Here is a 12,180-nt window from a genome sequence, read left to right as displayed (position 1 = left end):
TCCTAACTGAACAGCGTTTGGGCGATATTTTCAACAAGCTGCCGTTCACGAGACTCTTCCAATTTATCCGTAATAGCTCTTTGGATAGCCCGTCGTGGTGCAATATGGGACGAGAGATCGCACGCATCTAATAACGCTCGGATTGAGGCTGCATCTTCGGCGAGCTGGCCTTGTGATACGGCTTTGATCAAATCACTGGACAGTGTCACAAAGTGGTTGATCAGCCGGTCATCATTCAGACGGCTTTCACTCTTAATTAACTGCTTTAAGTCTTCTCCTTGTAAATATGGAATGTCAATGACAATAAAGCGATTTTTGAGTGCCTCGTTCAGTGGGACGGTCCCTACATAGCCTTCGTTAATCGCAGCAATGACCCCGAATCCATTTTCAGCAGTAATAATCTCTTGTGTGAAGGGGTTGGTGATTGTACGGCGATAATCCAGAACCCCGTTAATCAGCGGCAAGGTTTCAGGTCTCGCCATGTTGACCTCATCAATATAGAGGAAAGTTCCGTGTTTCATGGCGTTGGTCACCGGACCCGGAACAAATTCAATTACTTGCTTATCCCCTTCATAGGCAAGTGTTTTAAAACCGAGTAGGCTCTCAGCATCAAGGTCCACTGAAGCATTGATGCTGAACATCGGCTGATTGAATAGGTGACTCAGTGTATCAGCAAACCGTGTCTTACCAGAACCGGTAGGACCTTTCAACAATATATTTTTACCCATAGAAAGCGCGATAATAGCATCAGTCAGCATATTTTCCTTGGGAGGAACGTAGCCCTCTTCCCGAATCAATTCATGATAGGCATCGCTCTTTGTTTGATGATAATCTTTTAATAATGTTTGGATGGTTTCTGGTAATTGTTCTTTTATGGACATAGAAGTGTATCTCCTTTCAAAGCTATTCTAACGTGTTTCATAGCTGAATTGAAAGCACTAGGTATTCCTTACAATTCAGCAAACAATTTGATTTTTATTGCATGATGTTTTATGGTATGAAACATGGTTATTTAATACATAAATAGTCATACAATTTTGAAATGGAGGAATTAACACCTATGAAGTCACGCAGACATGTATGGTTCATTAGTCTCCTGGCGGTGCTTGGATTAATTCTGAGCGCATGTGCCGGCGACGGAGAACCTGACACCGCAGAAGACAGCACATCATCCAATGAAAAAGGAGAAGGTGGCGATCTCGTTATCTCTATCGGCGCAGATGTTGTTTCGCTGTCCACTCAAGGATCTAACGACATCCCCTCTGGTAATGTGGCCGTCAATCTTTATGAAACGCTAACAACCATGGACGACAACCAGGAAATTCAGCCGGGTCTGGCGAAAGACTGGGAAGAAGTGGATGACACTACATGGGATTTTCACTTGAAAGAAGACATTAAATTCCACGATGGCGCCGAATTTAACGCAGAGGCAGTTAAAAAGACATTCGACCGCTTGATGGATGATGAAATTGGCTCACCGCGCGCTTTCCTCTTAAAAGCAGTGGAAAGTGTTGAAGTAAAAGATGACTATACCGTTCGCATTAACCTTGAATACCCTTATGCACCGCTACTTGCCAACCTTTCACATATAGGCACAGCAATTATGAGTCCAGAAGTCATTGAAAAAGATTATGCTCAAATGGAAGAAGGCGGGGATGTAGACGCCTATATTAACAAGCACCCTGCCGGAACAGGACCTTTCAAATTTAAAGAATGGGTACCGGGAGACAAAGTGGTGATCACCAAAAATGGAGATTATTGGGGAGAGCCTGCTAAACTTGACACAGCTACATTCCAAGTTGTTTCAGAACAAAGCACACGCCTGGCTCAGCTTGATACAGGGGAAGCAGATGTAGCAGATGCCATTGGTCCGAACAATGTTTCCCGTATGGAAAACACGGAAGGCGTACATTTGCTGCAAGAACCAAGTGTATCGTTGTCATATATCGGTTTTAACGTTCAAAAAGAACCATTCGACGATGTGAAGGTACGAAAGGCTGTTTCTATGGCGATTAACAAAGAGTCGATCATTGAAGGTGTCTACAATGGGGTAGGTATTCCTGCAAAAGGGCCGCTACCGCCAAATGTATTCGGTTATGATGACTCATTGGATGGTTTTGATTATGATCTTGAAAAGGCGAAAGAACTCCTTGCAGAAGCTGGTTATGAAGATGGATTCAAAACGACGATCTGGACAAACGACAATGAGCAACGTGTAGATACGGCCATAACGGTCCAATCTCAACTGAAAGAAATTGGAATTGAGGTTCAGATTGAAGAACTGGAATGGGGCGCTTATTTAGAACGAACAGCAAACGGCGAGCATGATATGTTTGTGCTCGGCTGGGTTGTCGGAACGATGGATGCGGATTATGGGCTTTATCCACTGTTCCACTCCGATTCATTAGGCGGTCCGGGCAACCGTACATTCTTGCAAAATGAAGAAATAGATGAATTGTTAGCCGAGGCGAGACGTGAAACAGATTCTGATAAACGTAAAGAACTGTACTCACAAGCCCAAGAAAAACTGATCGAACTGTCACCAATGGTATATCTTACTCACAAAGAATATTTACTTGGTGTGAGTGATTCGCTTAAAGACTTCGGGATCGATGCTCTAGGATATTATGAAATCAAGGACGCTTATATCGAATAAATAAAGGATACCCCCGAATATTACTTATTTCGGGGGTGTTTTCTTTCTCATCCAGCTGAGTTGTAGTATACTCATTTATGAAATTGAATAGTTCAGATAGGGTGCGTTGTTTATCTCTTTTGGATGAACGAACGATAATAGGGAAGTTGGTGAGAAGCCAACGCGGTCCCGCCACTGTAATTGGTTATTCAGCAGCACTAGCCACTGTGTTAAAACATGGGAAGGCGCATGCTGATGATACCATGAGCCAGGAAACCTGCCCGGATCTGTACGCCAAGAGTGCCTACGAGGATAGGGAGGTGTAATCTATTCGGTATGATCCTACATAGATCAAACCGTCACATGGCAAACGATATCCACGCCATGTCCCATCACCCCTTCTGCCCAAACGCAGAAGGTGTTTTTATTTGTACTTAAAATATTGCCATGCACAAAACCAAAATACCTATAAATTGCAAACTAACTAGGCAGATTTTATGACTGTCACTGGCAACCGCTCAGGGAAAACACTCCGCGTCCAGTGGGCGCTGATGAGCCTCGGGCCACGGGACGTGGGTCATGAAGGCGTTACGACAGGACGTCGCGTTCTTAGCCTTCCTTCCCCAAATGCGCGCTGTGGGGTCTCATCGAGGCTTTTGCTCCCACAGGAGTCTCCGTGTTTTCCCCGAGCTTATAGTAGAATAATCCCTCTCTTTACCACATTGGAAAGAGATTACTACCTCTTGCTAAGCCGCTGGAATATGCGAGACTCCTAGGGGAACAGCACGAGCCCGAAGACCCCGCAGAGGCACATTAAAGAGGGTCGACTAAAACCGCCCTTTGCGGGCAACGTCGACATACCCCTTGCCGGGGCAAGGAGGCTGAGGCCGTGCCCCTGGAAAGCGAGTATATTCCAGCGGCGTTAGCCAGAAAGCCTTAAAAAAGCGTTTAGGGGAGAGTTTTCGCTAGTTCGCAGTTTGTGTCGATTATTCGTGGGAGATTTTCAGTTGTGGGGCAATGATTGTTTAGAAAAGGTTTTTATATTTAAGGAGGATTTAGTGTGAAGAAGTTACATTTATTTTTATTATCGTTACTTGTTATGGTTGGTTTAATGGCTGGTTGTGGTTCGGATGATAATCAGCAAAATGCGAACAATAATGCTGCAGATCAAAATAATACGGAGCAAACAGAAGATAATGGCAATGATGAAGAAGAGGCAGCGTTTCCGTTTACGATAGAAGATGCCTCAGGAGAAGAAGTGACGGTTGAAGCAGAGCCGGAACGTATTGTATCACTGATTCCAAGTAACACTGAAATCGCATTTGCTTTGGGACTTGATGAAGAAATTGTTGGGGTTTCAGACCATGACAATTACCCTGAAGCTGTCGCTGAAAAAGAAAAAGTCGGTGGCATGGAATTGAATATAGAAGCCATTCTTGCTCTTGACCCTGATTTGGTCCTCGCCGAAGTCGGCAATCCTGAAGAGGCTGTTAAACAACTGAGAGATTCCGGTATAACAGTACTTGTGATGCCAACAGGAGAAAATTTTGAAGAGGTCTATGAAAACATTAAAACGATTGGACAAGCTACAGGCCAGGCTGAAGAGGCCAATAAAATTGTCATTAATATGCAAGAAGAGCTAGATACTTTGAAAGAAAAAGCTGAGCAAATTGAAGAAGAAGATCGCAAAAGCGTCTTTATTGAAACTTCACCATCACCTGAAATTTATACGGGTGGAAAAGGAACATTTTACAGCGAACTTCTTGATGTGATCAACGCTGATAATGCTGCAGGAGAAGAAGAAGGCTGGGTTATGCTCGATCAAGAAGCGATCATCGCCCTTAATCCAGACGTGATTATCACCACATATGGCGATTATGTTGAAGAACCGATTGCCGAAGTGAAAGGACGCGACGGTTGGGACGATGTAACTGCTGTACAAAACGATGCGATTTACGATGTGAATACAGATCTTGTCAGCCGCCCGGGACCACGGTTGGTTGAAGGGGCGAAAATTCTTGGTGAATCTATCTATCCTGACGTTTTCAAAGACTAAGCGGTTTATTGCTTATCCGTTGCTTATAGGGATTTTAACAGCAGCCATTCTGATGGGTATCTCCATCGGAACGGTTCATATCCCGGCAATGTCTGTTGTGAAAATTATATATGCACATGTTTTCCATGTAGCACTCGACCCAGGGGTTAATGTTATGCATGATAACATCGTAATGAACATCAGGTTCCCCGGGTCGTCCTTGCCGGTCTTGTTGGTGCTGCTCTTGCTATTGCAGGGGCAGCATTTCAGGGACTGCTCCGTAATCCGCTTGCCGATCCATATACCATTGGGGTCTCATCGGGGGCGAGTGTTGGTGCTGTTCTCACTTTGTTTTTTAATCTAAGCTTGCCTTTTATAGGGTTGTATACGTTGCCTGTTGTAGCTATTATTGCATCATTCATAACGATTTTTACAGTTTTGTTTTTTGCCAGGCAAGTAGACCGGACGATGCGAGTGGAAACGATTATTTTGACTGGGGTCATCTTCAGTTCTTTTCTTGGGGCACTGATTTCTCTTATGATCGCACTTACCGGCGAAGAATTGCGGCAAATTATTGGTTGGCTGCTCGGAAGTGTATCCATGCGAGGCTGGGAGTATGTATGGATTATCCTGCCATTTTTTATAGTGGGGGCCTTGATTCTGCTCATGCACGCCAAAGAATTGAATGCTATGTCATTTGGTGAAGACCGCGCCAAACATTTGGGTGTCCATGTTGAACGAAAGAAATTAAATGTGCTGATTGCCGGTTCACTGCTTACAGGAGCAGCTGTCGCGGTATCAGGTACCATCGGATTTGTCGGGCTTGTTATTCCCCATTTTATTCGAATCTTATGGGGACCGGACCATAAGCATTTGCTGCCATTGTCGGTCCTGGCAGGTGCAGCATTTTTAATATTGGCCGATTTGGTTTCACGGATTATTATTGCACCGGCTGTGTTGCCGATCGGAGTCATCACAGCACTCATCGGTGCACCGATTTTTGCCGTAATATTAATGAAGCGGCGGTTTGAAAGAAGTGGGTAAAATGATCGAAATGAAGCACGTTTCAGGTGGTTACGGGAGCGAACCAGTTGTAAAAGATATTACATTTGAAATAAAGTCTCAAGAGTTCTTTGGTATTATTGGCCCGAATGGCAGTGGCAAAACAACGCTTGCCAAGCTGATGAGCGCTTTGCTCCCTGTGCAATCAGGTACGATTCATGCAGCGGGAAAGGCACTTGAAGACTATTCCGCGAAAGAACTTGCCCGTTTGATGGCTGTGCTCCCGCAGCACAGTTCACAAACCTTTAGCTATACGGTCTATGAAACAGTTTCACTTGGCCGCTATGCCCATCAAAAAGGACTTTTTGGTTCTTTTACGGCGGAAGACGAACAAATTGTCCAGGAAGTCATGCAGCAGACAGGGATCTCAGTTTATCAGGATGCCAAACTTGATCAACTATCAGGTGGGGAACGACAGCGCGTTTATCTTGCCCAGGCTCTCGCTCAAAATCCAAGTATATTGCTTCTGGATGAGCCAACCAATCACCTGGATCTTGCCTATCAAAAAGATTTACTTGACTTGCTGAAACGCTGGACAAAAGAAAAAGAGCTCACGGTTATTGCTATTTTCCATGATCTGAATTTGGCTGGTTTATATTGCGATCGGCTTCTTTTACTGGAAAAAGGGTATGATTACGTTTGTGATACGCCGGATGAAGTATTAAAAAAAGAGCGTCTTGAACGCGTTTATGAAACGACTATTGAAAAAAACCCACATCCTAAAGTTCCTAAGCCTCAAATTATGCTTGTCCCCGAACTGCTGCCAGATCAAATTGAAACGGAAAGGGTAGACGCTCGTCGGTTGGAGCGTGAAGATGATATGATGCTTCTCACTAGTGAAACCCCTCTTAAGACCATGTCTTCAAGTGTGATTGGTGCGGGTATGGGATGGTACAAAAATTTCATCAATCGCCGTGTGCCAGCCAATTATGATTGTACTGATCATAAAGCGGAAATGGAGGAATTTATCGCTCACAAAGGGCTCGATCCCAATGATACAGCAGGTATGATGACTGCGGTGAACCTGGAAGATGCGGCTGAGGTGTTTTTGGAGGGGGATGGATTCTCAATTTATGTCGTTGTAACAGCAGGTTCTGGAACAGCACTGGACGTTACCAGGGGAGAACAGCATGCTGAGATCACAAGGCCTGGCACCATAAATACATGGGTGTTTGTGAATGGTTATGTTCTTGATGAAGCATTTATTCAAGCGATTGTTACAGCAACAGAAGCCAAAACAAAAGCCCTGCAGAGGTTAAGCATTACAGATCCTTACAGCGGGACTTCCGCTACAGGTACCGCAACAGACAGTTTTTTAATCGCAGCAACCCAGCAAGGGGATGTATTGCAGTTTGCTGGTCCAATTACGCCACTTGGAATCCTCATTGCCAAAGGCGTATATACTTGTACCCTTAAAGCGCTCGACAGCTACCAAAAAAGAAATAACGGTGGCATATAAAATGCTAATCAGCAAAAAACGGAACACCCCCATTTAAGTGCGTGGAGGTGTTCGTTTTTTGAGCAACAATGTGGTTTAGCGCTTTCAAAATTGAATTGTTCCGACCTCTACTTTTTAATACCGAATAATTTCTGTAAATAGCTGTTTAAAAACAGACCGTTAGGATCCAGTTCTTGTCTCAGGTCCAGGAAATTTTGCAGCTGAGGATAAGCTGTATTAAGTTCCTCATAGGTCATGGTGTGCATTTTGCCCCAATGAGGCCGTCCTTCATAATGTCTAAAGACCTCTTCCAGCGCGTCAAAGTAAGGTTGAAACGGCATTCCTTTGTACATATGGACTGCGACGTAAGCTGAATCTCGATTGTATGCCGGACTCAACCAAATGTGATCTGCCTTAACATAACGGCACTCAATCGGGAAATGCACGTCAAAATTGTACTTTTTAATGATGTGCTGAATATCCTCCAAAACATCTGGAAGCCAAGCTTGTGGAACGCTATATTCCATTTCAGTGAATTTAACCAAGCGGGGTGTGGCATACATGTCATGGCTGTATCCGCTGCTCTTTCCGGTAGGTACCGCTTGAGCCGAGAGCAGACTGGCCGATTTGGATAAAGCAGGCAAGGTGCGGCACAGTTCCGACAGCACCCAAAAAGCGCCGTTTTCAACGATGATGTCTGCAAATTTATTGCGCCCACGAGGGGGTTTTGGTGTGTTTGCTGTGATGTTCATCATTTTTCCTTGAACAGTTTTTGTGTGTGGGAACCAATAAAATTCAAAATTCCGGTTTGAGTCATTCAGCTGCTTCAGGTTGCTCAGGCAATCTGTAAGCGGCATTCGGAGACTTGTTGCTTCAAGGCGATAGGCTTTTACAACCTGAAGTTCCAGCTTAATGATCACTCCAAGCATGCCCAGCGACAAACGTGCGGCTTCAAAGTATTCCTCATTCTCTTCGCGTGAAATATGAAGAAGATCCCCTGAGGCGGTGATGATCGTGAGACTTGTAACTTGGGTGGATAAACTGCCAAATGCCTGCCCAGTCCCGTGGGTCCCCGTGCTAATGGCTCCTGCAATTGCCTGGGCATTGATATCACCAAGGTTCTCCATGGCATATCCTTCTTCAAACAAAAGTGGACCAAGATCATTCAGCCGTGTCCCGCCCCAAATGGTGACACGCCTATTTTGATGATCGATTTTCTCAATTCCTGATAAATGTTCGAGCGAAAGCAGCACATCACTGGTAGCTGCAAGCGGTGTGAAAGAGTGGCCCGCCCCAATAACACGCATAGACCTGCCACTTTCCTGGCACTCTTTCACGATTCGTATCACCTCTTCAGTGGAACTTGGTTTCATGATTGCTCCGGGCTGATTATAAACGGTTCCTGCCCAATTTTTCCATTCTGTATCATTTGTTGTCATAGAAAACATTTGGCATCCCCCCTGTAAGTTCGATACGTGTCAATGACGCTTCCATCCTTTATGACATGGATCAGATGGAAGTGCTCACACAGTTCGCCTGCTTTACTGTGTCGTAAAAAAACAGGATCACCGATTTGCAAGTCAATCTCGCCTTGATAAACAACCGGTGTCTGAACCTCACCTGCTCCTTCATTTGAGGTGAGATTCGCACCTTCTGGTAAGTACACACGCGGCAATCGGTCCTCTCCCACAGCACCAGAGGCAATGTAGCCACCCCCTGCACATGTGTAAATATCTTTTTTAGGCTGGCGTGTAATTTCAAGTGCAAACCCCATTGCAGGATCATTTCTGTGATCGATATAGTCATCGAACAGATGCGGATTGAAGAAACCAGAGCCTACTGTTACTTCACTGACAGCTTCTTCGATTGCGGTCTGATGCAGACTGCCTGTTCCACCACCATTCACAAATCGCAGGTCTATACCTTTGTTCTCAATGTCCTTCACAATCTGTTCACGTTTGTTGACCAATTCTTTTGTTGAGCTTCTTTTAAGCAGTCGTATGACAGCATTTTTAGTTTTTTGTTTCGGATTGTTGTCTGTTACGCCGGCAATCTGTGCCTCATACCCCATTATGCCATCAAGGCGGACATGTTTAGAGTTATGAATGCGATTTATAAGTGCTATGGCATGTTCCCGGGTTTTGACAGGGGAACGGTGCACACCGAAATGAAGCCCGGGATACGAGCTAGATAAATCGATATCCAAACAAACAAGAAAATGACTGTCAGTTTCTTTAGCAATTTGTTCCAAAATCTCTATATGTGTAACACTATCGATCATGAGCGTAATGGTTTGGTTTTGTTTCACACGCTCAGCAATCTGTTTTAAAGATGAATGGTTCACTGCAGGATAGGCGATTAACAAATCATCAAATCCGTTGTCATTTAAGTAAAGAGCTTCATCAGGGTGGAAACATAACACGCCTCTAAAAACATCTGAAACGTTAAAAATAAATCTGAGTGCATCGATCGAACGGACTGATTTGCTGGCAATTCGAATTTGTTTACCTTGAGCCCTTTCTGCAATGGATTCAATGTTCCGGTGAAATAATTCGCTATCCAAAAAAGCACACGGTTTGTCGACTGACGTCAAAGCTTCTTTGTAATATTCATAAGTACGCATAATGACGCTCCTTATAAAGTTAGTATATTTTAAGTATACTGCAAAATGCTCACAGATCATAATGAAAGATGTCAGTTTATTGTGACCAAGAGCAGATCGCTTTTAGTAAGGCATTAAGTTGGGTATAGATTGTAAAGACGCGTTGTTTGGAAGGGAAGTGACGTGAAGGTGCGATATAATAAAGCAGTGTTGATTTATAACGGCGTGGCTGGGGGAAACAATTTGCAGCAAAAACTGGCTCAGACACTACCAATCCTCAGTCAGGCAATTCGATCGCTAAATGTTGTTCAAACATTATCTCAAGAAGAAACAGAAGACGTTTGCCAGAACCTGGATTCTGATATAGAGCTGTTGCTTATACTTGGAGGGGATGGCACAGTGCACGTGTGTATTAATGTTTTGGCTAAGTTGGAGCACAGACCTGTCATTGGAATCTTACCGGGCGGGACCTCGAATGATTTCACACGGACACTGGGCATACCTCAGAATCTGCAGACTGCTGCTCAAACCATTGTGAATGGAATCGAAAAACCAATTGATGTAGGTGTCTCAGGTACCGATTATTTCCTTAATTTTTGGGGTGTGGGTTTGGTGACTGAAACCTCAAAGAATATAGACGTTTCCCAAAAGCAGAATCTGGGTGTGCTCAGTTATTTGTTGAGTACGATTAAATCTATTGGAAATGCCAATAACTTTACTTATGAACTTGAAACTGAAGAAGAGACATATAAAGGGGATGCGGTATTGATTTTCGTGTTGAACGGTCGTTTTATCGGGACCAGAGAACTGCCAATCCCAACATTAGAGGCTGATGACGGAATGCTTGAGGTTCTTATTGTGAAGAATTCCAATCTGGGTTCTTTTCGGGAGTTCATGGCTATGAAAAATCCCGATATGGATAAAAGCGCTTTTCAGCAAATTGAACACTTTCGGGTAAAAGATTTGGCCATCAAAGCCAAACCTAAACAAGAAGTGGATATGGATGGAGAAATTTATCAAATGACACCTGCAGAGATATCTATTTTGCCCGGTCATTTTCGCATGATAGGTGTTTCAGAGCCCTTATAACCCGGTTGTTTCACCAAATGAAACGGTTTGACAAACAATCGTCACAAGTTCTCAAGCATAACGGTTGTAAATTGTGTCAAAATCGAATACAATTTATATAGACTCATTGGTCAGTTTAAGATTCAAGGCAGGTGCAAGGGGATGGCTCCACGTATTTCAGATGAAGCAAAAGAAGAAAGACGCGTTAAAATTCTGCAAGCTGCATTGGAGTGTTTTTCACAAAAAGGCTATTATGCATCGAAAGTGGATGACATTGTTCAATACTCCAACATGAGTAAGGGTTCGATTTACAACTATTTCAGTGGCAAAGAAGACATCTTTATCAGTATACTGCAGCATGAAACACAGAAGGCACACGCGGTGATGGACGCTAAACTCAAAGAAATCTCCAGCCCGCTTGAACAATTGAGATACTGGATCAAATCAGATATACCATACGATCCGACCAAAAAGAAACTGATGCGTGTGCACATTGAATTCTGGCTATATTCGACTGACTCTCCTGAGGTCCAGCATGTGTTGAAAGACCGTTTCGATTTTAATTTTGAAAAGGTCAAGGACATTATTATCGCTGGGCAGAAACAAGGAGAGATCAAAGCAGACATTGATCCAGAGAAAGCAGCGGCCACTTTTTGGGAACTGCATGATGGTCTATGGCTGCATAAGATTATCGGGTATGCCGAAGAGAAAATAGAAGAACGAATCTTAAAAATGGAAAAGACAATGATGGCATTACTCACTTAGGAAGAACTGCCACCACAATAAACTGACCAGTCATTTTAAAAAAGGAGTGATTACACATGGCTAATAAAATTAAAAACATGTTCAGAAGAGAGCGCAAATATTTGAACGATGGCAAGTCTGGCATTGAAGCTTACCACGTTCAACAAAAAGAAGCTCAACAACAAAAGCGTAACTTCATCCTTTATTGCGAAAATGTACGCCAATTTTCACGGTAAAACACAGTTGAAGTTAAAACGTCCGCCTGATTCCAGGTGGACGTTTTTTAGATCAAAATTTCTTACATAAATTGGTAGGAAAAATTGAACAGATCACGTATGATAGAACTATACATGTGAAGCAAATAACAATTCAGTTTATGTCGTTTCCCACAAAATATACTAAGTCACAGTATAAGTAAACTGCGAACTAACTTATGACTGCCCCATGCAGCCGCTCGGGGGAAACACTGCGCTTTCCGCGGGCGCTGCTGAGCCTCCTCGGTCTGACGACCTCCGGGGTCTCATCGAGGCTTTGCATCCCGCAGGAGTCTCCGTGTTTCCCCCGAGCTGTTGATCTTACTTCTCGCCTTCGTAGGT

9 protein-coding genes, 1 pseudogene and 1 riboswitch are annotated in these 12,180 nt (G+C 43.8%); of the genes and pseudogenes, 7 read left to right on the top strand and 3 right to left on the bottom strand.

Annotated elements, in window-relative coordinates; all coding sequences use genetic code 11:
* Positions 1 to 2: 2 nt before the first annotated feature.
* Entirely contained in the window at positions 3 to 881 is an 879-nt protein-coding gene (locus tag JNUCC1_RS02480) for an ATP-binding protein (RefSeq protein ID WP_156643841.1), read from the bottom strand.
* A 179-nt stretch (positions 882 to 1,060) separates the two neighbouring features.
* On the opposite strand from JNUCC1_RS02480, the gene JNUCC1_RS02475 reads away from it, so the two are divergent.
* The 4 genes and pseudogenes from JNUCC1_RS02475 (at position 1,061) to JNUCC1_RS02460 (ending at position 7,191) form a co-directional block, all read left to right on the top strand.
* Positions 1,061 to 2,656: a glutathione ABC transporter substrate-binding protein gene (locus JNUCC1_RS02475; protein WP_156643840.1), complete on the top strand. Its 1,596-nt coding sequence runs from the start codon at positions 1,061 to 1,063 to the stop codon at positions 2,654 to 2,656.
* Between the two features lie 82 nt (positions 2,657 to 2,738).
* Positions 2,739 to 2,935: riboswitch (cobalamin riboswitch) on the top strand.
* Positions 2,936 to 3,695: 760 nt separating this feature from the next.
* Complete coding sequence (locus tag JNUCC1_RS02470; protein WP_331713571.1) at positions 3,696 to 4,691, top strand: ABC transporter substrate-binding protein; 996 nt, start codon at positions 3,696 to 3,698, stop codon at positions 4,689 to 4,691.
* Positions 4,654 to 5,714: pseudogene (locus JNUCC1_RS02465) on the top strand (FecCD family ABC transporter permease). The gene JNUCC1_RS02470 and the pseudogene JNUCC1_RS02465 overlap by 38 nt, the downstream one beginning before the upstream one ends.
* A gap of 1 nt (position 5,715) precedes the next feature.
* The gene (locus tag JNUCC1_RS02460) at positions 5,716 to 7,191 is read left to right on the top strand and encodes an adenosylcobinamide amidohydrolase (protein ID WP_156643839.1); all 1,476 of its coding nucleotides are present in this window, start codon (positions 5,716 to 5,718) and stop codon (positions 7,189 to 7,191) included.
* Positions 7,192 to 7,298: 107 nt separating this feature from the next.
* On the opposite strand, the gene JNUCC1_RS02455 is transcribed toward JNUCC1_RS02460, so the two are convergent.
* Positions 7,299 to 8,618: a D-arabinono-1,4-lactone oxidase gene (locus tag JNUCC1_RS02455; RefSeq protein WP_156643838.1), complete on the bottom strand. Its 1,320-nt coding sequence runs from the start codon at positions 8,616 to 8,618 to the stop codon at positions 7,299 to 7,301.
* A complete protein-coding gene (locus JNUCC1_RS02450; protein WP_156643837.1) occupies positions 8,606 to 9,793 on the bottom strand; it encodes an amino acid deaminase/aldolase in 1,188 nt (395 codons plus the stop codon). Before JNUCC1_RS02450 ends, JNUCC1_RS02455 begins: the two co-directional genes overlap by 13 nt.
* Positions 9,794 to 9,961: 168 nt before the next feature.
* Here JNUCC1_RS02450 and JNUCC1_RS02445 point away from each other — a divergent pair, with 168 nt between their 5' ends.
* The 3 genes from JNUCC1_RS02445 to JNUCC1_RS02435 all read left to right on the top strand — a co-directional run bounded on the left by JNUCC1_RS02445 (position 9,962) and on the right by JNUCC1_RS02435 (position 11,820).
* Positions 9,962 to 10,861 carry a YegS/Rv2252/BmrU family lipid kinase gene (locus JNUCC1_RS02445; protein ID WP_331713570.1) on the top strand — a complete coding sequence of 300 codons (900 nt, stop codon included), beginning with the start codon at positions 9,962 to 9,964 and terminating at the stop codon, positions 10,859 to 10,861.
* A gap of 141 nt (positions 10,862 to 11,002) precedes the next feature.
* Positions 11,003 to 11,605 carry a TetR/AcrR family transcriptional regulator gene (locus JNUCC1_RS02440; protein WP_156643836.1) on the top strand — a complete coding sequence of 201 codons (603 nt, stop codon included), beginning with the start codon at positions 11,003 to 11,005 and terminating at the stop codon, positions 11,603 to 11,605.
* 56 nt (positions 11,606 to 11,661) lie between these two features.
* Entirely contained in the window at positions 11,662 to 11,820 is a 159-nt protein-coding gene (locus JNUCC1_RS02435; protein ID WP_156643835.1) for a hypothetical protein, read from the top strand.
* The last annotated feature ends 360 nt before the right edge of the window (positions 11,821 to 12,180 follow it).

This window comes from Lentibacillus sp. JNUCC-1 (assembly GCF_009741735.1).
Classification (GTDB): Bacteria; Bacillota; Bacilli; order Bacillales; family Amphibacillaceae; genus Lentibacillus_B.
The sequence above is the reverse complement of the archived record's forward strand: the minus strand, read 5'-3'. Positions and strand labels throughout refer to the sequence as shown.